The sequence below is a fragment of the Mesorhizobium sp. WSM3873 genome (assembly GCF_001672445.1).
Lineage (GTDB): Bacteria > Pseudomonadota > Alphaproteobacteria > Rhizobiales > Rhizobiaceae > Mesorhizobium.
Map to the genome: position 1 here is coordinate 228,070 of NZ_LYTM01000034.1, position 22,238 is coordinate 250,307.

Annotated in this window: 20 protein-coding genes and 1 pseudogene; 13 read left to right on the plus strand and 8 right to left on the minus strand. The window is 63.4% G+C overall.

Annotated elements, in window-relative coordinates; genetic code table 11:
• Positions 1–229: 229 nt before the first annotated feature.
• Positions 230–2,071, minus strand: coding sequence for a class I poly(R)-hydroxyalkanoic acid synthase (gene phaC, locus A9K71_RS20770; protein WP_067000128.1), 1,842 nt, complete (start codon positions 2,069–2,071; stop codon positions 230–232).
• Between the two features lie 97 nt (positions 2,072–2,168).
• On the opposite strand from phaC, the gene A9K71_RS20775 reads away from it, so the two are divergent.
• From A9K71_RS20775 to recJ, 5 genes are all read left to right on the plus strand, one after another.
• A complete protein-coding gene (locus tag A9K71_RS20775; protein ID WP_067000131.1) occupies positions 2,169–2,579 on the plus strand; it encodes a hypothetical protein in 411 nt (136 codons plus the stop codon).
• A 49-nt stretch (positions 2,580–2,628) separates the two neighbouring features.
• The gene (locus tag A9K71_RS20780; protein ID WP_067000132.1) at positions 2,629–3,846 is read left to right on the plus strand and encodes an LL-diaminopimelate aminotransferase; all 1,218 of its coding nucleotides are present in this window, start codon (positions 2,629–2,631) and stop codon (positions 3,844–3,846) included.
• Positions 3,847–3,893: 47 nt separating this feature from the next.
• The gene (locus A9K71_RS20785) at positions 3,894–5,207 is read left to right on the plus strand and encodes a homoserine dehydrogenase (RefSeq protein WP_067000136.1); all 1,314 of its coding nucleotides are present in this window, start codon (positions 3,894–3,896) and stop codon (positions 5,205–5,207) included.
• A gap of 148 nt (positions 5,208–5,355) precedes the next feature.
• Complete coding sequence (gene glpX, locus A9K71_RS20790) at positions 5,356–6,339, plus strand: class II fructose-bisphosphatase (RefSeq protein WP_082980638.1); 984 nt, start codon at positions 5,356–5,358, stop codon at positions 6,337–6,339.
• Between the two features lie 140 nt (positions 6,340–6,479).
• On the plus strand, positions 6,480–8,264 hold the full coding sequence (gene recJ / locus A9K71_RS20795) for a single-stranded-DNA-specific exonuclease RecJ (RefSeq protein WP_067000138.1): 1,785 nt from the start codon (positions 6,480–6,482) through the stop codon (positions 8,262–8,264).
• A 13-nt stretch (positions 8,265–8,277) separates the two neighbouring features.
• Here the strand turns inward: recJ and A9K71_RS20800 are convergent, their stop codons facing one another.
• The 3 genes from A9K71_RS20800 to folE all read right to left on the minus strand — a co-directional run bounded on the left by A9K71_RS20800 (position 8,278) and on the right by folE (position 10,512).
• Positions 8,278–9,249 (minus strand): patatin family protein, encoded by a 972-nt coding sequence (locus A9K71_RS20800; RefSeq protein WP_067000906.1) that lies wholly within the window; start codon positions 9,247–9,249, stop codon positions 8,278–8,280.
• A gap of 84 nt (positions 9,250–9,333) precedes the next feature.
• Positions 9,334–9,792 carry a phosphoribosyl-AMP cyclohydrolase gene (gene hisI, locus A9K71_RS20805; RefSeq protein ID WP_067000908.1) on the minus strand — a complete coding sequence of 153 codons (459 nt, stop codon included), beginning with the start codon at positions 9,790–9,792 and terminating at the stop codon, positions 9,334–9,336.
• Positions 9,793–9,885: 93 nt separating this feature from the next.
• Complete coding sequence (gene folE, locus A9K71_RS20810) at positions 9,886–10,512, minus strand: GTP cyclohydrolase I FolE (protein WP_067000141.1); 627 nt, start codon at positions 10,510–10,512, stop codon at positions 9,886–9,888.
• Between the two features lie 236 nt (positions 10,513–10,748).
• Between folE and A9K71_RS20815 the strand changes: the two genes are divergently transcribed.
• From A9K71_RS20815 to A9K71_RS20835, 5 genes and pseudogenes are all read left to right on the plus strand, one after another.
• On the plus strand, positions 10,749–11,195 hold the full coding sequence (locus A9K71_RS20815) for an iron-sulfur cluster assembly scaffold protein (RefSeq protein ID WP_067000144.1): 447 nt from the start codon (positions 10,749–10,751) through the stop codon (positions 11,193–11,195).
• 179 nt (positions 11,196–11,374) lie between these two features.
• Entirely contained in the window at positions 11,375–11,752 is a 378-nt protein-coding gene (yidD, locus tag A9K71_RS20820) for a membrane protein insertion efficiency factor YidD (RefSeq protein ID WP_067000147.1), read from the plus strand.
• Between the two features lie 142 nt (positions 11,753–11,894).
• Positions 11,895–12,089 (plus strand): annotated as a pseudogene (locus A9K71_RS20825) (class D beta-lactamase); the annotation flags it as partial.
• Between the two features lie 225 nt (positions 12,090–12,314).
• A complete protein-coding gene (gene thrS / locus A9K71_RS20830; RefSeq protein ID WP_067000152.1) occupies positions 12,315–14,288 on the plus strand; it encodes a threonine--tRNA ligase in 1,974 nt (657 codons plus the stop codon).
• 96 nt (positions 14,289–14,384) lie between these two features.
• Positions 14,385–15,326 (plus strand): lysophospholipid acyltransferase family protein, encoded by a 942-nt coding sequence (locus tag A9K71_RS20835; RefSeq protein ID WP_067000154.1) that lies wholly within the window; start codon positions 14,385–14,387, stop codon positions 15,324–15,326.
• A gap of 9 nt (positions 15,327–15,335) precedes the next feature.
• On the opposite strand, the gene A9K71_RS20840 is transcribed toward A9K71_RS20835, so the two are convergent.
• Positions 15,336–16,301, minus strand: a complete 966-nt coding sequence (locus A9K71_RS20840) for a hypothetical protein (protein ID WP_067000157.1) — start codon at positions 16,299–16,301, stop codon at positions 15,336–15,338.
• Between the two features lie 162 nt (positions 16,302–16,463).
• Between A9K71_RS20840 and A9K71_RS20845 the strand changes: the two genes are divergently transcribed.
• Together A9K71_RS20845 and A9K71_RS20850 are read left to right on the plus strand one after the other, a co-directional pair.
• Positions 16,464–17,048 (plus strand): nitroreductase, encoded by a 585-nt coding sequence (locus A9K71_RS20845; protein ID WP_067000159.1) that lies wholly within the window; start codon positions 16,464–16,466, stop codon positions 17,046–17,048.
• Between the two features lies 1 nt (position 17,049).
• A complete protein-coding gene (locus A9K71_RS20850; RefSeq protein ID WP_067000162.1) occupies positions 17,050–17,658 on the plus strand; it encodes a flavin reductase family protein in 609 nt (202 codons plus the stop codon).
• Positions 17,659–17,721: 63 nt separating this feature from the next.
• Here A9K71_RS20850 and A9K71_RS20855 read toward each other — a convergent pair whose 3' ends face one another.
• Both A9K71_RS20855 and A9K71_RS20860 read right to left on the minus strand, forming a co-directional pair.
• Positions 17,722–18,603, minus strand: coding sequence for a CoA ester lyase (locus tag A9K71_RS20855; RefSeq protein ID WP_067000912.1), 882 nt, complete (start codon positions 18,601–18,603; stop codon positions 17,722–17,724).
• The gene (locus A9K71_RS20860; RefSeq protein ID WP_067000165.1) at positions 18,603–19,055 is read right to left on the minus strand and encodes a MaoC family dehydratase; all 453 of its coding nucleotides are present in this window, start codon (positions 19,053–19,055) and stop codon (positions 18,603–18,605) included. Before A9K71_RS20860 ends, A9K71_RS20855 begins: the two co-directional genes overlap by 1 nt.
• Positions 19,056–19,205: 150 nt before the next feature.
• Here A9K71_RS20860 and A9K71_RS20865 point away from each other — a divergent pair, with 150 nt between their 5' ends.
• Positions 19,206–20,327: a DUF2336 domain-containing protein gene (locus A9K71_RS20865; protein ID WP_067000169.1), complete on the plus strand. Its 1,122-nt coding sequence runs from the start codon at positions 19,206–19,208 to the stop codon at positions 20,325–20,327.
• Positions 20,328–20,428: 101 nt separating this feature from the next.
• On the opposite strand, the gene A9K71_RS20870 is transcribed toward A9K71_RS20865, so the two are convergent.
• Positions 20,429–22,180: an adenylate/guanylate cyclase domain-containing protein gene (locus A9K71_RS20870; protein ID WP_067000172.1), complete on the minus strand. Its 1,752-nt coding sequence runs from the start codon at positions 22,178–22,180 to the stop codon at positions 20,429–20,431.
• Positions 22,181–22,238 lie beyond the last annotated feature (58 nt).

The following is a 22,238-nucleotide window of genomic DNA, read 5'->3' on the forward strand; positions in this document are numbered from 1 at the left end:
ATTTCAAAATAAAATTCCCCCTCGGCATCCGGTCCGTACATCGTCGCCGCAGCACTCCAGTGCCTCTGGCGGCGACCTCCTGTTCCCGAACCGGAAACGGGATCTGTATCGATCTGCAAAGCCTCGGATTTATTGTTTGTCTGCAGGCGAGCTGAGGCTACGAAAACGATTAACATCACCATTTCGCCCTGTTTGGGCGGCCCGTCAACTCACCAGACATTACAGCCGGTTACACACGCACCTTGACATAGGTGCCCGGCGCGTCCCCCAAGGTTTTCATACGCTTGCCCGGTTTGCGGGCGGGCACATGGATGTTGTCCTGGCATTCGATCCAGTGCTGCCAGTGCGTCCACCATGAGCCGGCATGCTCGTGCGCGCCGGCGAACCAGGTGCTGAAATCCCCCACCGGCTTGCCGCCGGTCCAGTACTGGTACTTGTGCGCCACCGGCGGATTGACGACGCCGGCGATATGGCCGGAGCCCGCCATGACATATTCGACGTCGCCACCGAAATAGCGCGAGCCGAGGAACACCGAAAGCGCCGGCGCGATGTGGTCTTCCTTCGTGGCGAGGTTGTAGACAGGGATCGTTATGTCGGCCAGCGAGACGGTGCGGCCGGCAAGCTCCATCGTGCCGCGGGAGAGATTGTTCTCGAGATAGCAATTGCGCAGATAGAAGGAATGGTTGGCCGCCGCCATGCGGGTCGAATCGGCGTTCCAGTAGAGCAGGTCGAAGGGCAGGGGGTCCTTGCCGCGCATATAGTTGTTGATGACATAAGGCCAGATCAGGTCGCCCGAGCGCAGCATGTTGAAGGCGGTCGCCATCCTGGTGCCGTCGAGATAGCCCTTTTCGCTCATCGAGCGCTCGACCGCGGCAACCTGGTCCTCGTCGACGAAGACCTTGAGATCGCCGGCATAGGTGAAGTCGACCTGGGTGGTGAAGAAGGTCGCCGACCTGATGCGGTGGTCGCCTTCCTGTGCCAGCAGCGCGAGCGCCGCGGCCAATAGCGTGCCGCCGACGCAATAGCCGATAGCGTTGACCTCCTTCTCGCCGGTCGCCTTCTCGACCATGTCGAGGCCATATTGCAGGCCCTCGCGGATATAGGCCTCCCAGCCTTTGGCGCCGTGGCGCTCGTCCGGGTTGATCCAGGAGATGACGAAGACGGTGTGGCCCTGCTCGATCGCCCAGCGGATGAAGGATTTCTGCGGGTTGAGGTCGAGGATATAGTATTTATTGATCCAGGGCGGGCAAATGAGCAGGGGGCGCTTCAGCACCGTCTCCGTCGTCGGATCGTATTGGATGATCTCGGCGACATCGCTGCGGCCGATGACCTTGCCGGGTGTCGTGGCGATGTTCTTGCCGATCTCGAACGGCGCGTAGTCCGCCTGGCGCAGCTTCAGGTCGCCCCTGCCGGCGGCGATGTCCTCGGCCAGCATCTTCATGCCGCGCACCAAATTCTCGCCGTTGGAGGCGACGGTCTCGCGGAACAGCTCGGGATTGGTCAGAATGAAATTCGACGGCGCGATAGCGTTGGAAACCTGCTTGACGTAGAAGCTCGCCTTGTGGCGGGTGTGCTCGTCCAGGCCCTCGGCATGATCGACGAGATCGGAGGCCCAGCGCGAGGTGACGAGATAGGCCTGTTTCAGGAAGTCGAAGAAGGCATTGCGGCCCCATTCCGGATCCTGGAAGCGCTTGTCGCCGCGCTCGGGCTTGACCGCGTCCTCGGGGGCTTCGGCGTTCGGGCTCGGGCTGACCTTCTGAATGGCGTTCGCCCAGACCGTCATGTAGCCGGCGAACAGACGCGTCTGCGCTTCAAGCGCGCGCTGCGGGTCGGCCAGCCAGTACTCCGAGAGCTTGGAGAAGGTCTTGACCATGTCGACCACGGGTTCGGCGACGTGGTCGCGCACTTCACCCTTTTCGCGCGGCTCGGCCCAGGCGGAGGCCGCCTTGCCGGCCTGCTCGATCATGCGCGCCATGTTCAACGCGAAGCGTTCGGGATCTTTCACCAGATATTGCTCGACGGTCGAAGGTCCGCCATTTTCCGCTTTGTCCGAATCGGGCGCTTTGGACATGGTTCGCGGGGTTCCTCCCGGAGCGTTTTCTTGACATATTACCATGGGACATCTGACCGGGTCCAACACGCTCTAACCCGGCTGCCAGGAAAACAATATGACGATTAATGTTGGCGGGACTTATTTTCTCGGCGCCGGTTCGATTTGCCGCATCGCCGCCGCAGCCGCGGTGCTGTGCACGCCGTTGCTCGCGGGCGGCTGCGAGACCAGCAGCAACGCCAGCAATGCGAGGCCGACCGCGGTGACCGAGGGGCCGAAGGACACCGGCTCCTATCCGAACCTCAACATTCCGCCGCCGGTAGCGGCCAAGCAGCTCACGAAGGAAGAGACTGCCGCCAAGCTTGCCCAGCTCAAGGCCGAGCAGCAGGCGCAGCTTGCCAAGGGCGGCCGCGCGAAGCCAGCCGCCAATACAGCGGCGCTGAACACGCTCGCCAGGACGCATGGCGACGACGCGCTGAAGCAGATCGAAGGCAAATGCGATCCCGCCCTCGACCCTAACTGCAATTAGGTCTATATCGCGCGCCGAAAAGCGCCCCCTTTGCTCGTCTGGAACTCCAATGGAAGAATTTCATAAGGTCCGCCGGCTTCCGCCTTACGTGTTCGAGCAGGTCAATCGGCTGAAGGCCAGCGCCCGCTCGCGCGGTGCCGACATCATCGACCTGGGCATGGGCAATCCGGACCTGCCGACGCCGAAGGCCATCGTCGACAAATTATGCGAAGTGGTGCGCGATCCGCGCACGCATCGCTATTCGTCCTCGCGCGGCATTCCGGGCCTGCGCCGGGCCCAGGCGAACTACTATGCCCGCCGCTTCGGCGTGAAGCTCAATCCCGACACGCAAGTGGTGGCGACGCTCGGCTCGAAGGAGGGCTTTGCCAACATGGCGCAGGCGATCACCGCGCCCGGCGACGTCATCCTGTGCCCCAATCCGACCTACCCGATTCACGCCTTCGGCTTCATCATGTCGGGCGGCGTCATCCGCTCGCTGCAGGTGGAACCGGATGACGGCTTCATCCCGGCGGTCGAGCGCGGCATCCGCCACTCGATCCCAAGGCCGCTGGCGCTGATCCTCAACTATCCGTCGAACCCGACGGCGCTTGTCGCCTCGCTCGATTTCTACAAGGACGTGGTCGCCTTCGCGAAGAAGAACGACATCATCATCCTGTCGGACCTTGCCTATTCCGAGATCTATTTCGATGGCAATCCGCCGCCTTCGGTGCTCCAGGTTCCAGGCGCGATGGATGTCTGCGTCGAGTTCACCTCGATGTCGAAGACTTTTTCCATGCCCGGCTGGCGCATGGGCTTCGCGGTCGGCAACGAGCGGCTGATCGCGGCGCTGACGCGCGTCAAATCCTATCTCGACTACGGCGCCTTCACGCCGATCCAGGTGGCGGCGGCGCATGCGCTCAACGGCGACGGTGCCGACATCGCCGAGGTGCGCGAGGTCTATCACAAGCGGCGCGATGTGATGGTCGATTCCTTCGGCCGTGCCGGCTGGACCATTCCGGCGCCGGCGGCCTCGATGTTCGCCTGGGCGCCGATTCCGGAACAGTTCCGCCAGCTCGGCTCGCTCGAATTCTCCAAGCTGCTCATCGAGCACGCCGACGTGGCGGTGGCGCCGGGCATCGGCTTCGGTGAGCACGGCGACGATTTCGTTCGTGTGGCGCTGGTCGAGAACGAGCACCGGATCCGCCAGGCGGCGCGCAACATCAAGCGCTTCCTGGCCTCGACCGCCAAGCAGCCCAACAATGTTGTGCCGCTGACCGCGCGCCGCTGAATTTACCGCACACCACACCGACCAATCTTTGAGGGGCGTCGCCGGACATGGCTGAAGCGTTGCGTGTTGGAATTGCCGGCCTTGGCACGGTGGGCGCCTCGGTGGCGCGCGTGCTCAACGACAAGGCCGCCGAGCTCACCCGCCAGTGCGGTCGCGACATTGTCGTCACAGCGGTTTCGGCGCGCGATCCGAAGCGGGACCGCGGTGTCGATCTGGGCGACACCAAATGGTTCGACGATGCCGCAAAGATGGCCGAGAAGGCCGACATTGATGTCTTCGTCGAGCTGATCGGCGGCGACGAAGGGCCAGCGCGTGCATCGGTGAAGGCGGCGCTCGAGGCCGGCCGCCATGTCGTGACGGCCAACAAGGCGCTGTTGGCCAAGCACGGCGTGCAACTCGCCGAGATCGCCGAGAAGAAGGGCGTGCTGCTCAACTACGAGGCTGCGGTGGCCGGCGGCATCCCGGTCATCAAGACGATGCGCGAGGCGATGGCCGGCAACCAGGTCACCCGCGTCTTCGGCATCCTTAACGGCACCTGCAACTACATTCTGACCCGCATGGAGGCCGAAGGCATCTCTTTCGATGCCTGCCTCAAGGACGCGCAGCGCCTCGGCTATGCCGAGGCCGACCCGACGTTCGACATCGAAGGCCATGACACGGCGCACAAGCTGTCGATCCTGACCAGCCTTGCGTTCGGCACGAAGATTGCCGCCAACGACATCTATATGGAGGGCATCTCCAACATCACCCAGGCCGACATTCGCGCGGCAGCCGACCTCGGCTACCGCATCAAGCTGCTCGGCGTCGCACAGCGCACCGACAGCGGCATCGAGCAGCGCGTGCATCCGACCATGGTGCCGACGGCCTCGGTCATCGCGCAGGTGCATGGCGTCACCAATGCCGTGGCGATCGAGACCGACATCCTGGGCGAGCTTTTGCTCTCCGGCCCCGGCGCCGGCGGCAATGCCACCGCCTCGGCTGTGGTCGGCGACATTGCCGATATCGCCAAGAGCCGGCCGGGCTTCCAGCACGGGCCGGTCTTCGGCTGGCCGGCGAAGGAATTGAAGCCCTACAGGAAAGCGCAGATGCGCAGCCATGCCGGCGGCTATTTCATCCGGCTCACCGTGCACGACCGCATCGGCGTCTTCGCGGCGATCGCCAAGCGCATGGCCGACAACGATATTTCACTGGAATCGATCGTCCAGCAGGCCGCCGGGCCGGCAACCGAAGAGCAAAAGACGGTCATCCTCGTCACCCACGAGACAACGGAAGCGGCGGTGCGCAAGGCGGTCGAAGGCGTCACCAAGGACGGCCATCTCACCGACAAGCCGCAGGTGATCCGTATCGAGCGGGCGGAATAGTTCGAGTCATACTTCACCTTTAATCGATTGATATTGCTGCCATTTCAAAAATTGAAATGGCAAGTCTTGCCGTTGTCATGGAGCTTTGCCAGAAGAAGCGCGCTTCTGGCGGGAGGCAAAGCGCAGTTTCAACGAGGAATGCCCATCCATGAACATGGCCCAAAACATCGTAGCCGGCCTCGATCGTATCCTCACCATGGAAGTGGTGCGTGTGACCGAAAGGGCCGCGGTCGCCGCTGCCAGGCTGCGCGGTCGCGGCGATGAGAAGGCGGCCGACCAGGTCGCGGTCGATGCGATGCGCCAGGAACTCAACCGGTTGGCCATCAAGGGTACCGTGGTCATCGGCGAGGGCGAGCGCGACGAGGCGCCGATGCTCTATATCGGCGAAGAGGTCGGCACCGGCAAAGGCCCGGCCGTCGACATCGCGCTCGATCCGCTCGAAGGCACGACGATCTGCGCCAAGAACCTTCCCAACGCGCTCGCCGTCATCGCCATCGCGGAGAAGGGCAGCCTGCTGTTCGCGCCCGACGTCTACATGGACAAGATCGCCATCGGGCCGGGATACCCGGACAGCCTGATCGACATCGACGCGCCGCCGGCCGAGAACATCGCCAATCTCGCCAAGGCCAAGGGCGTGGCGGTGCCCGACATCACCGCCTGCATCCTGGACCGGCCGCGCCATGCCAAGCTGATCGACGCGGTGCGGGCCACGGGCGCCGCCATCCGGCTGATCGGCGACGGCGACGTCGCCGGCGTCATCCACACCACCGATCCGGAAGAGACCGGCATCGACATCTATCTCGGCACCGGCGGCGCGCCGGAAGGGGTGCTGGCCGCGGCGGCGCTTCGCTGCACGGGCGGACAGATGCAGGGCCGGCTGATCCTCGACACGCCGGAGAAGATTGCACGGGCCGAAAAGATGGGCATTTCGGATCCGAAGCGGGTCTATCGCGCGCAGGACATGGCGCGCGGCGACGTGCTGTTCGCGGCGACCGGCGTCACCGACGGCAATCTGCTCGGCGGGGTGAAGTTCGGGCGCACCTTCATCACCACTCACACCATCGTGCTGCGCTCGTCCTCGCGCACAGTGCGCGAGATCAAGGCGCGTCACCAGGATCTGGAAAAGTTCTGATTTCGTCCTTGTAGACACTTTCGCGCAATTACGGTCGGAGCGCCCTTCCACAGTTTTCCGGGGTGGTTCGCTTTCCCGGAATTGCTAGGGCTGTCGCATCTTGATATCTGCCGAAGGATGGTGTGCAGACGGCGCGTCTCATGATGGGCGAGAGACGCTTCTTCCTCGATGTCAGGCAGTCGGCGACCGGTGTTTCCTGGGAGCACCGGCTGACCGAGCGGCAGGACATGGCCGCTTTGGCCATCGCGCAGGGTCATGGCGTGCCGGACATCGTCGCAAGGGTGCTGGCTGGCCGCGGCGTGACGGTCGAGCAGACCGAGCGCTTCCTCGATCCGACCATTCGCGAGCTTTTGCCGAACCCGGCCTCGCTGACCGACATGGAGAAGGCGGCGGCGCGCATCGCGGATGCGGTCGTGGCCGGCGAGAGGGTGGCGATCTTCGGCGACTACGATGTCGACGGCGCCGCGTCGTCGGCGCTGCTGAAGCGCTTTCTGGCGCATTTTTCGGTGCCGTCCGAGATCTATATCCCCGACCGCATCTTCGAAGGCTACGGCCCGAATCCGGAAGCTATGCGCGAGCTGATCTCGCGCGGCGCGAAGCTGATCGTCACCGTCGACTGCGGCACCAACAGCGCCGTGTCGATCGAGGTGGCGAAAGATGCCGGCGCCGATGTCGTGGTGCTCGACCATCACCAAGTCGGCGGACCGCTGCCGGCGGCGGATGCGGTGGTCAATCCGAACCGGGAGGACGACCTTTCGGGGCAGGGGCATCTCTGCGCCGCCGGTGTGGTCTTCCTGTGCCTGGTGCAGACGGCGAAGGTGCTTCGCGAACGCTTGCCAAACGTCGCGCCGGTCGATCTGCTTTCGTTGCTCGACCTCGCCGCGCTGGCGACCGTTTGCGACGTGGTGCCGCTCACCGGCGTCAACCGCGCTTTCGTAGTCAAGGGGCTGCAGGTGGCGCGCCAGCAGAAAAATGAGGGGCTGGCGGCGCTTGCGCGGGTCTCGCGCATCGGCGAGCCGATAAATACCTTCCATCTCGCCTATCTGATCGGGCCGCGCATCAATGCCGGCGGGCGCATCGGCGATGCCGCGCTCGGCAGCAGGCTGCTTGCCACCGAGGATCCCGTTGAAGCCGCAAGCATTGCCGAGACGCTCGACCGGCTGAACCAGGAACGGCAGCAGATGGAACTGGAGATGCTGGCGCAGGCGCGCGCCGAGGCCGACGCGGAGCTTGCCGGCGGCACCGGCCCTGGCATCGTCGTGACCGCAAGCAACAGCTGGCATCCCGGCATCGTCGGGCTGCTGGCCTCGCGGCTCAAGGACCATGCGCGCCGTCCCGCTTTCGCAATCGCCTTCAATGCCAATGGGATCGGCACCGGCTCGGGGCGCTCGGTCTCCGGTTTCGATCTCGGCCGGCTGGTGCGCGAGGCGGCGCAGGCCGGCCTGATCGCCAAGGGCGGCGGTCACGGCATGGCGGCAGGCATCACCGTGGAACGTGCCAAGCTCGGCGCGCTTCGGGCTTTCTTCGAGGAGCGCGCGGCGGCGGATGTGTTCCGGCTGCAGAGCGAGGAAAGCCTGGCGATCGACGGCGCCTTAGCCGCGGAGGGCGCGACGCTGGCGCTGCTCGATGCGCTGGAGAAAGCCGGCCCGTTCGGCGCCGGACACATCGCGCCGGTGTTTGTGCTGCCGCGCCACAGACTCATCGATGCGCGGCCGATCGGCACCAACCACATCCGCGCCGACCTGCAGTCGCAAAGCGGCGGCAACCTCCAGGCGATCGCGTTCCGCGCCGTCGACACCGCGCTCGGCGAATTCCTGTTCAAGAACAGGGGCAAGACCGTGCATATAGCCGGTTCGCTGTCGGGCAATTACTGGAACGGCAACCGCTCAGTGCAATTCCGCATCACAGATGCCGCGATTGCTTGACTGACGCTTCGGATCAGGCGAGCACCGTCTGCAGCCGCCGCAATTCGCTGATCTGGGACATGGTCGCCTGATAGCCGATGCGGATCGCCTCGTCTGCGCGGTGGAACTCGGTCAGTCCGATATGGCTGAGCTTCGGCTGCAGCGACATGTCGGGCGGATCGCCGGCGAGCCTGGCGCGCGAGATCCGGTCCTGGATGATGTTGAAGGCCTCGACCATGACGCCGGTGATGCCGAGGCGGGTCTGGTGCGGCGGGTGCTGGGGATTGACCTGACCGGGACGCGGCGCGTCGTTCTCGATGACGAGTTCACCCGCGCTGTGCTTGATCACCGCGGCACGCCCGAACAGATCGTAGTGGAGGTTGACGGCCACGACCAGCGGCTGCTCGTAAGCGCGGCAGACCGAGACCGGCACCGGATTGACCAGCGCGCCGTCGACCAGCACGCGCCCGTTGCAGTTCACGGGCTCGAAGACGCCGGGCAGCGCGTAGGACGCGCGCATGGCGGTGATGAGCGAACCTTTCGACAGCCAGATTTCGTGGCCGGTGCGGATTTCGGAAGCGACGGCGACGAAGGGCTTCGACAGTTCCTCAAAACGGATACCGTCGACATGTTCGCGCAGCCGCGCATCGAGCTTCATGCCGCCGAACAGGCCGCTGCCGCGCAGATTGAGATCGAGCAGTCCGAAGAGGCGCCGCTTGGTCAGGCTTCTGGCGAACTCTTCCAGTTCGTCCAATTTGCCGGCGAGATAGCAGCCGCCGACCAGCGCGCCGATCGAGGTGCCCGCTATCATCGAAACTTCGATGCCGGCTTCGTCCAGCGCGCGCAGCACGCCGATATGGGCCCAGCCACGAGCACAGCCGCCGCCGAGCGCTAGCGAGATGCCCATCTTCTTCGCCGATTTCGGATCGAGCACGCCGCCGGACGATGCAAGGCCGTTGGCCTCCTGAACGTCAGGTCTGCTGCGCAATGACGCCCATTCGAGCATCATGATCTCCCTTGTCCCGTGTCCCTTCTATCACAAGGATGTTTGAGAATAGTGAATATGAGTGGTTTGTGAATATCGAATGGTTCACGCCGGCTTCCGATACGTTTCTTGCGCATCGAACAGCGGCTTGCTGCCATCGTCGGCAAGCACCGCCTTGCCGTCGCTGAGCCCCACCGTCCGATAAAAGCAGGAACGCCTACCGGTGTGACAAGTTGCGTCCTGGCCCAATACTTTGACGCTCAACCAAATCGCGTCCTGGTCACAATCCGTGCGCATCTCGAGGACGCGCTGGACGTTGCCCGAGGTCTCGCCCTTTTTCCACAGCGCGTTGCGGGAACGCGACCAATAGTGGGCGATGCCGGTTTCGAGCGTCAGCGCCAGCGCCTCGGCATTCATATGCGCGACCATCAAAAGCATGCCGTCGCCGGCGTCGGTGACGACGACGGTCACGAGGCCGGCAGCATCGAAGCGCGGAGAAAGGACGGTGCCTTCCTCCAGCGCCTTCTTGTCTGCCGGGGCTTTGGGAAATTGCAGTGCCGACATTGCCGGTTCGTCTTTTTGTTGGACCATGATCTTATCCGAAAACCGGGTCCCGCTTTTCGGGACCATGGTCTGAAGGCCGGCAGCAGGCGGCGATCAGGCACGCACCATGGTGACGAAGCGCACCTGTTCCTCGGGCGTGTCCTTGAAGACGCCGGTGAAGGTAGAGGTGAGCGTGGTCGAGTCCTGCTTGCGGATGCCGCGCATGGCCATGCACATATGCTCGGCCTCGATCATGACGGCGACGCCGCGCGGGTTGAGCACGTCCTGGATCACGCCTGCGATCTGCGCCGTCATCGCTTCCTGCGTCTGCAGGCGATGGGCGAAGATGTCGACGACGCGCGCGATCTTGGACAGACCCACGACCTTGCCGTCCGGCAGGTAGCCGACATGCGCCTTGCCGATGATCGGCACCATGTGGTGCTCGCAATGGGAGTGGAACTTGATGTCCCTGACGATGACGAGATCGTCATAGCCGGCCACTTCCTCGAAAGTGCGGCCAAGCTCCTCGGCCGGGCACATGTCATAGCCGTTGAACATCTCGCGAAAAGCCTTGGTGACGCGCTTCGGCGTGTCGACAAGGCCCTCGCGATCAGGGTTGTCGCCGGTCCAGCGCAAAAGCGTGCGCACGGCGGCCTGGACCTCGGCCTCGCTTGGGCGATCGGTGACAGGCTTCTCCATATAGGAGGAAGGGGGCATGAGTTTCTTGATGACGGCATCCATAAAGGCGTCTCCCGTAGTCCCACTCAGAGGTGGGACGAGTTGAACGGACCACGACCTTTCGGGTGAAACTCGCCCGGTTTCCAGCCCGTAAGCGGCGTGAACAGATGAGCAATGACAATGGTTTGAGTTTGCCTTGTCGATGCCCGGCTGCCATCATTATATATGGTCGTGCACAGCGAAAGGAAGACGCAACAGCGGCAAAGCCTGTTCGCTTGGCGGCGACGGATTGGAAAAAAATGATCGACGACATCTACAATGCGAAAATCCTGAGCTTCGCCGGAAACATCGCCAAGATCGGCCGGCTCGACCACCCCGATGCGACCGCCAGAGCGCAGTCCAAACTGTGCGGCTCGACCGTCACCGTCGACCTCAAAATGGATGGCGACGTGGTGACCGATTTCGCTCATGACGTGAAGGCTTGCGCGCTTGGTCAGGCATCCTCCTCGATCATGGCCCAGCATGTCATCGGCGCGAACGCCGACGAGTTGCGCTCAGTGCGCGAGACCATGCTGAAGATGCTCAAGGAAAACGGCGCGCCGCCGGAAGGCCGGTTCGCCGATCTGAAATATCTGGAGCCGGTGCGCGACTACAAGGCACGTCACGCCTCGACCATGCTGACCTTCGATGCAGTGGTCGACGCGATCGGCCAGATCGAGAAGAAGCGCGCCGGAGAGGCTGCTTGAGGGCGATCTCCTGGGCTGCTTGCCTGGTCATGGCGAACTCGCTTCGTATCCCGGCGCCATGCTGAGTGGACAGACAAGCGACCCGTCCGGCGTTCCAGGCGATGAGCGATAAAAGGTCGTTGCGTTCCCGGCTCGAAGCCCACATCTAACGCACAAGGAAGCTGGCTGCGGAGAAGTGGATGGGAGACCATCCAGGACATATCCATGACGTCCGGCCGGTCCGGCATGGGCGAAACTGGCAAGGACCCTGGCGCAAGACGCCGGGCCGCGTCCTCGGCACGTCGCTCGTGCGCCTCTACCAACTGATGCTTTCCGGTTTCGTCGGCAATAGCTGCCGGCATCTGCCGACCTGTTCCGAATATGCGCATGAGGCAATCGCCCGCCATGGATTATGGGCCGGCGGCTGGCTGGCGCTGTTCCGGGTCTCGCGCTGCGGGCCGTTCGGGACGCATGGCATCGACCGCGTGCCGGAGACGCTTGCGCCGCGCTATGTCTGGTTCATGCCGTGGCGCTATTGGCAAATCGGCAGGAAGCGCGACGACGACGCATATGGCTGACTGCGGCAGCGTTTCGCAGCCCGTGTTTACGATCCGGTAGGGTTAACGTCAGCCTGCACAAACACTGCCAATTTGAGACAAAATCGAGACAAGACGCCTCGCTAAGCCGCTCCGCGTAATCCCTTTTCCGGAGTGAGTTTCGATGCGCCAGATGGACCGGTATCCGTTCTTCATTGCCATTATTCTGTTCCTGCTGGCCTGGATGCTCGGCCTGCCGATGCGGGCGCAATCGGCGCCGCTGACGGATATCCACTGCACTTTGATCGAGGATTCGGCGAGCGGCGTGACGCTTTACCAGGAGGGCGTCTGCGACCAGCGCGCCAGCCCGGCTTCCACCTGACCGAAGGGGCTCGTGACGCGGGCGGCTTCCTGAACGATCTTCCCGGGCTCATCAAATAGAACGGCTTGCGGCTTTACGGCGGCGGAAACTCCTCATAAAAGACTGCCGCCCGCCAGCGTCCAAGTGATTGGCGCCTCCGGCCAACCCTGCATGCTCCAGCACATTCCTGCGACATGCATTCACCACCCGCGCTCGTTTGCGGGACTGGATAGGACAACTCTGATGCTGAATTCCGTCTCCCTGACATTTCCCGATGGTTCCGTCCGCGAGTACGACGCGGCCGTGACCGGCGCCGCCCTTGCCGAATCGATCTCCAAATCGCTGGCGAAAAAGGCTGTTGCCTATAGCCTCGACGGCACCGTCCGCGATCTTTCCGATCCGCTCGGCAGGTCCGGCAAGGTCGAGATCATCACCCGCGAGGATCCGCGCGCGTTGGAACTCATCCGCCACGACGCGGCGCACGTGCTGGCCGAGGCCGTGCAGGAGCTTTGGCCGGGAACGCAGGTGACCATTGGGCCGGTGATCGAGAACGGGTTCTATTACGACTTCGCGCGCAACGAGCCGTTCACCCCGGACGATTTCCCGGTGATCGAGAAGAAGATGCGCGAGATCATCGCCCGCAACAGGCCGTTCACCAAGGAAGTGTGGTCGCGCGAGAAGGCGAAGAAGGTCTTTGCCGACAAGGGCGAGCGCTACAAGGTCGAGCTGATCGACGCTATCCCCGAGGATCAGGATATCAAGATCTACGCGCAGGGCGACTGGTTCGATCTCTGCCGCGGTCCGCACATGGCTTCGACCGGGCAGATCGGCAACGCCTTCAAGTTGATGAAGGTGGCGGGCGCCTATTGGCGCGGCGATTCCAACAACCCGATGCTGACGCGCATCTACGGTACCGCCTTTGCCGACCAGGCGCAGCTCGAGGCATACCAGATGCTGCTGGAGGAAGCCGAGAAGCGCGATCATCGCAAGCTCGGCCGCGAGATGGATTTGTTCCATTTTCAGGAGGAGGGACCGGGCGTCGTCTTCTGGCACGCCAAGGGCTGGAAGATGTTCCAGAACCTGGTCAACTACATGCGCCGCCGCCTCGACGAGCACGGCTACCAGGAAGTCAACGCGCCGCAGGTGCTGGACAAGAGCCTGTGGGAGACGTCGGGGCACTGGGGCTGGTATCGCGACGCGATGTTCAAGGTGACGGTTGCCGGTGACGACACCGACGACGACCGCGTCTTCGCGCTGAAGCCGATGAACTGCCCCGGCCATGTGCAAATCTTCAAGCATGGGTTGAAGTCTTACCGTGAACTGCCCGTAAAGCTTGCGGAGTTCGGCAATGTGCACCGCTACGAACCGTCGGGCGCGCTGCATGGGCTGATGCGTGTGCGCGGCTTCACCCAGGACGATGCGCATATCTTCTGCACCGAGGAGCAGCTCGCCGCGGAATGCCTGCGCATCAACGATCTGATCTTGTCGACCTATGCCGATTTTGGCTTCGACGAGGTCGCGGTGAAGCTGTCGACGCGGCCCGACAAGCGGGTCGGCACAGACGAGGCCTGGGACCATGCCGAGGCGATCATGAGCAATGTGCTGGAGACGATCCGCACGCGCTCCGGCAATCGCATCAAGACCTCGGTCAATCCGGGCGAGGGCGCCTTCTACGGGCCGAAGTTCGAATATGTGCTGAAGGACGCCATCGGCCGCGAATGGCAGTGCGGCACCACGCAGGTCGACTTCAACCTGCCGGAACGCTTCGGCGCCTTCTATATCGGCTCGGATTCGGAGAAGAAGCAGCCGGTGATGGTGCATCGCGCGGTGTGCGGCTCGATGGAACGCTTCCTCGGCATCCTGATCGAGAACTATTCCGGCCATTTCCCGCTGTGGTTCGCGCCGCTGCAGGTGGTGGTGGCGACGATCACCTCAGACGCGGATAAGTATGCAATGAAGGTGGTCGAGCGGCTGAAGGCTGCGGGGCTGCTCGCCGAAACCGATCTGCGCAACGAGAAGATCAACTACAAGGTGCGCGAGCACAGCCTGGCCAAGGTTCCGGTCATTCTCGTTTGCGGCAAGCGGGAGGCGGAAGAGGAAACCGTCAATGTCCGCCGGCTCGGCTCCCGCGACCAGGAATCGCTGAAGCTCGGCGACGCCGTGAAATTGCTGGCGGACGAGGCCGTCTCTCCGGACCGCAAGCGCCGCGCGGCCTAAAATCGTTAATCTCCAATCGCTTCTCGAATGGCGGTGGCACATAGGTCCACCGCCATCTTCACACGCCTGTCACGCCAACCTTGTAACCGAGCCGCCATGCTCAAGCTGAAACCGCGGGAAAGGCCGTTTCCCGAGCTCTCCTACGCCAACCGGCATCAGCCGGCGCTGACTCGGTGGTTCATCCATTCCGTCGAAGGCCTGTCGGGCCGCGACCGCTTTGCCGTGCTCTACGACTTGTGGCGGCGCCAGGTCGCTCCAACGGGCGAACGTGTGTTCAGCCGCATGCTGGACTTGATCGACGTCAGGGTGCACCACGCCGGCCGTTGGCCGCCGGCAAATGTGCCGGCTAGTCCGCTGGTGATCGTCGCCAACCATCCCTTCGGCATCGGCGACGGCATTGCAGTGCTGTCGCTCGCCGAGCAGCTCGGCCGTCCGTTCCGGGTCATGATCCACAAGGACCTGCTCAGGATCCGCGAGATGGAAGCCTATTCGCTGCCGATCGATTTTTCCGAGACCAAGGAAGCGCTGAAGAACAACATGGCCGTGCGCCACGAAGCGGTGCGGCTGTTGAAGGAAGGCGTCATGATCGTCGTTTTTCCGGCCGGCGGCGTCGCCACGGCGCCGAAGGGGTTCGGCCGGGCGATCGACCTGCCGTGGAAGATGTTTCCGGCCAAGCTCATCCAGGAGGCCAAGGCCTCGGTCATCCCTTTGCATTTCTCCGGCCAGAACGGCCGTCTGTTCCATCTCGTCAGTGGGCCGATGAACATGGCCGAGCGCGACAACCGCGTGGCGAAATTCGTCGGCAAGGCGTCGCTGACGCTGCGCACCTCCTTGCTCATCCGCGAATTCGCCCGGCTGTCCGGCAGGGCGATCGAGGTGCGCATCGGCGATGTGCTGAAGTGGAGCGAGCTGGAACCGTTGCGCGACCGCAAGGCGCTGCTCGACCGGCTCTACCAGGCGGTCTTCGATCTCGCTCCGGCGGCGGCGCGGCGCGGACGCGTGCCGTTTCTAACCAAGCGGATGCGCAAAGCCGCCTGAGCAGACCGCCTAGTCCGCGCCCTCCTCGGGATCGATGGCGGACGATTCGTTGGCCACGACCTCGATTTCCTGGTTCTGGCCGGCCACGACGGTGAAATCCTTCTGGTAGATGCGGTCGCGGTTCTTGGCGATGATGGTGTATTGGCCCTCGGCCAGCACCATCGAGGCGAAGGCGCCGACGGCTTCCTTGATCGGATCGCCGGATTCGTTGAGCAGCGACCAGGAGGTGTCGGCAATGGCTTCGCCGCCGGGCTCGCGCACCAGCTTCATCGTCATCTCGGCCGCGCGGTGCTCGACGGTGGCCTCGGTCAGCTTGCCGGCCTCGACGCGGATATCGGAGCGGATCACGGCGTTGACCGCGCCATAGGTGGAGACGACATGGTAGGTGCCTGCATTCAGCCGCACCACCGTGTTCGGCTCGACATCGGGGGCGATCAGCGCGCGGTCGCCATTGGCCTCGGCCTGGCCCTCATAGATCGCGAAGCGGAGCTTCTTTGGCGCGATATGCGCGCCGCCGGACGTCACCGCGTCGAGTTTCAAGCCGCCGGCATCGAGAACGAGGCTTTCGCGCTTTGCGTCCTTGCCGACGGTGATGCGCTTGGTGGCGCCGGCCCGTCCGTAAGAGGCGTGGACCAGGTAGCTGCCGGGGTCGAGCTGGAACACCGCCGTGCCGCCATGCGCGGACGCCACCATCGGCAGCTTGCCGTCGCTGGCCGGTTCCGGCTTGAAGACGCGCCAGACGATGCCGCGGGTGATGTCGGCGCCCTTGTCGGTCAGTTGCGCAGAAAGGGTGATCGCTCCGCCGCTGCCGAGCGCCAGCGACCGCTCGCTCTTCGGCGTCGCATAGCTCGAAATGCCCGGCAACTTGATATTGCCGACATCGTTGGCGTTCTGGGCCAGCGCGAACGAAACCGGCACCGCAAGCAACGCGGCGATGAGCCCGATCACGAAAAGGCGCAGAGTCCCCTCAAACATGCCTTGCGTTGAAGCCCAAGGCGGTGGCAATTTCAAGGCTCAAGAGCCTGCCGCCCTCCGCCAGGGCTCTTTATCCGCCGTATAATTGCGCCATTGCCCGAGCCGCCCGACCTCCCGATGGCGCGCTTCAGCTCAAAATTGAATGCTAGGAGACTTGCGCCCATGGCGTCGCCGATCATCGACTTCCTGCTGACCCGCAATTCAGCGCCGATTCCCGACCTCAAGGAGCCGGCGCCGAGCGATGCGGAAATCGCCACGATGATCGCCGCGGCGTCGCGGGTGCCAGACCATGGCCGCCTCGAGCCCTGGCGGTTTATCGTCTACCGCGGCGATGCGCGGGTCGAGATCGGCAAGAAGCTCGCGGCGCTTGCCGAGCAGCGCGAAGGACCGTTGCCGGAGGGGCGCCGCAACCAGGAACTGGCGCGCTTCTCGCGCGCCCCGCTGGTGATCGGCGTCGTCTCCGTGCCGCGGGAGAACCCAAAGATCCCGCAATGGGAGATGTTCCTGTCGGGCGGAATGGCGGCTATGAATCTGATGATCGCGGCCAATGCGCTGGGCTATGGCACCAACATGATCAGCAACTGGTATTCCGACGTTGCGGAGGGCAGGGCGATTCTCGGGCTGTCGCCGCAGGAGCGCGTCATCGGCTTCGTCCATATCGGCTCGTACCAGGGACCGGCGCCGGAGCGGCCCCGACCCGATCCGGCGAAGCTCTATGCCGATTACGCCGGGCCGTGGGCCGGCTGACATGTTCTACGAGCCATCCAAGGGGCACGGCCTGCCGCACGATCCGTCGAAGGCGATCGTTGCACCCCGCCCGATCGGATGGATCTCGACATTGAACAAGGCCGGTGAGATCAACCTGGCGCCCTATTCCTTCTTCAACGCCTTTTCGACTCGTCCCTTCATCGTCTGGTTCTCATCCGAAGGCGCGAAGGACAGCGCCACCTTCGCTGATGAAACCGGCGAATTCGTCGCCAATCTCGTCAGCCGCGAGCTTGCCGAGAAAATGAACCGCACGGCCGTCGATGCGCCGCGCGGCGTCAGCGAGTTCGCCTATGCCGATCTCGCCATGGCGCCGTCGCGCCTCGTCGCGCCGCCGCGCGTGGCGGAAGCGCCCGCCGCCCTCGAATGCAAGGTGACCGAGATATTTCGGCCGCGGGCGCTGGACGGCGCCGAGACCAGCGCCATCGTCGTCGCCGGCGAGGTCGTCGGGGTCCACATCGACGATGCTTATCTCAGGGACGGCCTGTTCGACATCGTCAGGGCCGGCAATGTCGCCCGGCTCGGCTATATGGACTATGCCAGCGTCAACGAGATTTTCTCGATGCGGCGGCCGCGCTGGAGCAAGGATTAACCGAAAGGGCTACACGGCTCACGTCCGCTACAAACTGATCCCCATGGTCTGGCAATTGGCGGTTCAGGCTGAAAGTCCCGCCGCTCTCGCGCGTGCCAGCAGCCGCTCCGCAAGCCGCAGGTGCGGCCGATCATACATCTTGCCGTCGATGCCGACGACGCCCGGATTTCCCGCCGCCGCGAAGGCGTCGACGATCGCCCGCGATCGTTCGACCGCTTCCGGCGACGGCGTGAAAGCGGCGTTGATGACCGGCACCTGCACCGGATGGATCGCCATCTTGCCGGTAAAGCCGTCGCGCTCGGCTTCTCTGCATTCGGCTTCGAAAGCGGCCATGTCGCGAAAATCCGGAAAGACGGTATCGATCGCGGCGATTTCCGCCGCTCCGGCGGCCAGGATGGTCGTCGCGCGCGCCAGGCGGAACACGTCGGTGTAGCGGCCGCTCTCGTCGCGCGCCGAACGCGCGCCGATTGCGGCCGACAGATCTTCCGCGCCCCAGGTAAGTCCGGCAAGCCGGCTGCTTGCTCCGGCGTAGCTCGCGGCAGCCAGCAGTCCGGACGCGGTTTCGGTGATGATCGGCAGGATCTTTATGCCGCCATCCGGCAAGCCGCATTCGGCCTCGTGCACCCGAAGCTTGGCCGCGAGCTGCTGGACATCCTGTCCGCTGTTCGACTTCGGCAGCATGATGCCGTCGGGTTTCACCGGGACGAGCGCCGCAAGATCATCGTCGGTCAGGCCGGTCGACAGATCGTTGACGCGTACGTAGATGGCGGAGTTGGTCTGCCGTCGGTGGCCGGCGATGAAGTTCGCCGCGACTTTGCGGGCGGCCGCCTTGTTGCCGGCGGCTACCGAATCCTCAAGGTCGACGATGACCACGTCGGCGCCGGCGCCAAAGCCCTTTTCCAGCTTGCGCTCGGAATCGCCCGGCACGAAGAGCAGCGAGCGCATCAGGACGCCTTCTTCATCATCATCGCCTGCCTCGTGCATTTGGCGACAAGAACATCGTTCTGATTATAGGCGCGGTGCTCGAATTCGACGATGCCGCGATCGGGCTTCGACCTGGACTCGCGCACCGAAACGACCGTCGTCTCGACGCGAATGGTGTCGCCGTGGAAAACCGGGTGCGGGAAGACGGTCTCCTTCATGCCGAGATTGGCGACAGTGGTGCCGACGGTGATATCGTTCACCGAGATGCCGATCATCAGGCCGAGCGTGAACAGCGAATTGACCAAGGGCTTGCCCCATTCGCTCTTCGCGGCGAAGTCGAAGTCGATGTGGAGCGGCTGCGGGTTCAGCGTCATCACCGAGAACAGCATGTTGTCGCTTTCGGTGACGGTCTTGCGCAGCGTGTGCCGGAAGACGCGGCCGACGACGAACTCCTCCAGATAAAGCCCGGCCATGGTCGATCTCCTCCGCTATTCCTGTTTGATAGGCGTTGGTTGCAAAGCCATCAAGCCGGTTAAGAAACATGGTGAACCGTTCGTAAACCATTTCCAGCTTACCGTTCCCAACGGGGCCGAAACGTTTCGGCAAGGGCGTAGCTGATCGGCATGGTTGTTTCGCATTTTCTAAAGTGGATCGATAAGGCAAGGGTTTCCGAGCGCGCCGCCGCCGCGAGCGCGCTGGCCCGCGCCTACATCAATTCCGACCTGCCGTTCGAGGATCGCTGCGCCGCCGAGGCGGCGCTCACGCTGCTGCTCGACGACGTTTCCGCCAAGGTCCGGCAGGCGCTCGCCGAAGCGCTGTCGATGAGCCATCACGCCCCGCCGCAGGTGATCGCAGCACTCGCTTCCGACCAGCCGGAAGTGGCGGCGCTGGTGCTGGCGCGTTCGCCTCTGCTTACCGATGTCGATCTCATCGACCGCGTCGCCTGCGGCCAGAAGGCCACCCAAAAGCTGATAGCCAACCGTCCCGTCGTCTCGATGTCGCTGGCGGCAGCCATCGCCGAGATCGGCGAGCCGGAAGCCTGCGCCACGCTGGTCGCCAACAGCGGCGCCGATATTGCATCGCTGAGTTTCCGCCGCATGGCCGAACGGCACGGCCACCTGCCGCTGGTGCGTGAGGCGCTGATCGCCGACGCGCGGCTTCCCGCCGACTGCCGGCACATGCTTCTGGTCAAGCTCGGCGAGACGCTGAAGGGATCGCCGCTGGTGCTGGCGCTGATGGGAGCGGCACGGGCAGACCGCGTGATGCGCGACGCCTGCGTGAAGGCCTCGGTGACGCTGATCGAGGGCACGCGCGCCGAGGAGCACGCGGCGCTGATCGAGCATCTCAGACTGCGCGGCGATCTCACCGCGAGCTTCATCATCCGCACCGTCGCGCATGGCAAGGTCGACTTCTTCGGCTCGGCCCTGGTGGCGCTTGCCCAACAATCCGAGCAGCGGGTGAGGGCGTTGCTGGCCGGCGGGCACGACGTTGCGCTGCAGGCGCTGTTCCGCAGCGCAGGCCTCGCCGCCGCCACGCACGGCATCATCCTGCGCGCGCTGAAGATCTGGCGCGAGGTCGCCAACGGCAAGCGTGTCGCCGGCGTGCAGGAGGTGAGTTGGCTGATGCTGAAGGAACTCGGCGGGCAATCGGCCGAGGGCGATCTCGCCGGACTGGTGAAGTCGATCCATCTCGACGCGCTGCGCGAGAACGCGCGCGGGCATGCGCTGGCAATTGCCGCCGCCTAGTTAGAGCGCTCCAGCGTTTCACAGAAAGGCCGAACCGCTCTATCCCTTTGTTTTTACGCAATTCCGGGCGGAAAATCGCTAGAACCTTTCTTAGAATTTCTCTAGTCTGGCATGCCTGCTAACCGCCAGCCCTCTACGAACGGCTCCGCAGCAGTCATACTCTTAAAGGGTATATTCTTAATGAAATCAGCGATTTTCCAGTCTGGATTCCCAGCAAGAAATAGGCGGGCTTCCTCCTGTGCCTCAGAGACTCGACCGGCAAGGGCAAGCGCGACAATCAGGGCCTCCCTCGAACCCGTCCCGTATGTTTCGTCCCGGCTCAAAGACGCTACAGCTTCTTCATGTTGACCGCAGGAAATTTGTGCCAACCCCATGATCCAAAAATACCAACCAGGTGGATGCGGGTTTAAGCGCAGCGCCTCTACACAAGCTGTTAGCGCCGCCTGGGGATCGCCTAAGTAGATTTGAAGCTCAGCCATCCAAGCAACCGCATCTGCATCGTTGGGATTTTGCCGAAGGGCAGCGTCAAACTGGAATTTTGCTTCATCCCAGTTTCGCTCATAAAGCTGAACGCAGCCGAGGATCGTGTGAGCGCGAGAATCCCCGGAATCAATTTCCACAGCTCGTTGTGCGTGCATCAGAGCCCTTGCCCGGCCGGGTATCTGTGGGCCCCCCCAGATCATCCAGCCGAATAGCAGTGAGATGGCAAGATTGCTGTGCGCTTCGCAGTAATTTGGGTCGATCTGAACTGCCCGTTCCAAATCAGCACACGCCTCATGATTGTCTGATTTCGAAATGTTCCATTTGTTTCGTGACCTAACACAAAGATCATAGGCTTCGAGATTTGACGGCCGGGAACGGGCAACAATATCCTTGACACCAAGCTTACCCGAAGTCGCTTCAACAACGCGTCGCGTGACCTCATCCTGGACGCCGAAAATGTCGGCGAGGTCGCGGTCAAAGCGTTCAGCCCAAACATGATTTCCGCCGCCCGCAGCGTCAATCAACTGGACATTTATCCTGAGACGCTCTGCCGAGCGACGCGCGCTACCTTCAAGGATGTATCTCACCCCTAGCTCATGGGCGATTTGGCGCACGTCGGTGGATTTGCCTTTATAGGCAAAGGTGGAATTGCGGGCGATGACGAAGAATCCCGGCACATTCGACAGATCGGTAATGATGTCTTCCGTCAGCCCGTCGGTGAAGAACACCTGTTCTGCATCACCGCTCATGTTGACCAACGGTAGAACCGCTATCGACAGCTTCGGCGGGGACGACTCGGCCCGACGGCTCGTCGCGGGTTGCGTGATTGTGGCAGCCTTCCCGGGCGGCCCTACTTGCAGCGAATATACCCGTATCGGTTCGGCGATGTTTTTGAGTTGCGTGCTGCCAAGGTCGGTGACCGAGAGGTCGAGCCTCGCTCTGACCTGACGATAGGCATCCTCCGAGACGCAGATCGATCCGGGCGCCGCGATGCCCTCCAGACGAGCCGCGATATTGACGCCGTCACCCATCAGGTCGCCGTCGGTTTCTTCGACCACGTCGCCCAGATGAACGCCGATACGGAATTCGATGCGGCGGTCCTGCGGTACGCCGGCATTGCGCTCGACCATTCCGTTCTGCACCTCGATAGCGCAACGCACGGCATCCACCACACTGCGAAACTCGACCAGCGCCCCGTCCCCCGAGCGCTTGATCACGCGACCTTTGTGCACGGCGATGGTCGGATCGATCAGGTCGCTGCGCAGCGCACGCAACCGCGCCAAAGTCCGGTCCTCGTCCTCGCTGGCGAGCCGGCTGTATCCAACTACGTCGGCAGCCAGGATTGCGGCCAGCTTGCGATTGTCGCTCATTGCGTGACCCCTTCTCTGCCAGAATAGCAGGAAGAAACGGTCCACGAGGAACTTTCGT

Coding starts and splice junctions, on each gene's coding strand:
- A9K71_RS20845 (WP_067000159.1), top strand. CDS start 16,464: ATGGCGTCGCCGATCATCGACTTCCTGCTGACCCGCAATTCAGCGCCG.
- A9K71_RS20860 (WP_067000165.1), bottom strand. CDS start 19,055: ATGGCCGGGCTTTATCTGGAGGAGTTCGTCGTCGGCCGCGTCTTCCGG.
- A9K71_RS20855 (WP_067000912.1), bottom strand. CDS start 18,603: ATGCGCTCGCTGCTCTTCGTGCCGGGCGATTCCGAGCGCAAGCTGGAA.
- folE (WP_067000141.1), bottom strand. CDS start 10,512: ATGGATGCCGTCATCAAGAAACTCATGCCCCCTTCCTCCTATATGGAG.
- A9K71_RS20775 (WP_067000131.1), top strand. CDS start 2,169: ATGACGATTAATGTTGGCGGGACTTATTTTCTCGGCGCCGGTTCGATT.
- A9K71_RS20800 (WP_067000906.1), bottom strand. CDS start 9,249: ATGCTCGAATGGGCGTCATTGCGCAGCAGACCTGACGTTCAGGAGGCC.
- A9K71_RS20835 (WP_067000154.1), top strand. CDS start 14,385: ATGCTCAAGCTGAAACCGCGGGAAAGGCCGTTTCCCGAGCTCTCCTAC.
- recJ (WP_067000138.1), top strand. CDS start 6,480: ATGATGGGCGAGAGACGCTTCTTCCTCGATGTCAGGCAGTCGGCGACC.
- A9K71_RS20840 (WP_067000157.1), bottom strand. CDS start 16,301: ATGTTTGAGGGGACTCTGCGCCTTTTCGTGATCGGGCTCATCGCCGCG.
- A9K71_RS20785 (WP_067000136.1), top strand. CDS start 3,894: ATGGCTGAAGCGTTGCGTGTTGGAATTGCCGGCCTTGGCACGGTGGGC.
- A9K71_RS20870 (WP_067000172.1), bottom strand. CDS start 22,180: ATGAGCGACAATCGCAAGCTGGCCGCAATCCTGGCTGCCGACGTAGTT.
- A9K71_RS20865 (WP_067000169.1), top strand. CDS start 19,206: ATGGTTGTTTCGCATTTTCTAAAGTGGATCGATAAGGCAAGGGTTTCC.
- A9K71_RS20850 (WP_067000162.1), top strand. CDS start 17,050: ATGTTCTACGAGCCATCCAAGGGGCACGGCCTGCCGCACGATCCGTCG.
- A9K71_RS20780 (WP_067000132.1), top strand. CDS start 2,629: ATGGAAGAATTTCATAAGGTCCGCCGGCTTCCGCCTTACGTGTTCGAG.
- yidD (WP_067000147.1), top strand. CDS start 11,375: ATGGGAGACCATCCAGGACATATCCATGACGTCCGGCCGGTCCGGCAT.
- glpX (WP_082980638.1), top strand. CDS start 5,356: ATGAACATGGCCCAAAACATCGTAGCCGGCCTCGATCGTATCCTCACC.
- hisI (WP_067000908.1), bottom strand. CDS start 9,792: ATGTCGGCACTGCAATTTCCCAAAGCCCCGGCAGACAAGAAGGCGCTG.
- A9K71_RS20815 (WP_067000144.1), top strand. CDS start 10,749: ATGATCGACGACATCTACAATGCGAAAATCCTGAGCTTCGCCGGAAAC.
- thrS (WP_067000152.1), top strand. CDS start 12,315: ATGCTGAATTCCGTCTCCCTGACATTTCCCGATGGTTCCGTCCGCGAG.
- phaC (WP_067000128.1), bottom strand. CDS start 2,071: ATGTCCAAAGCGCCCGATTCGGACAAAGCGGAAAATGGCGGACCTTCG.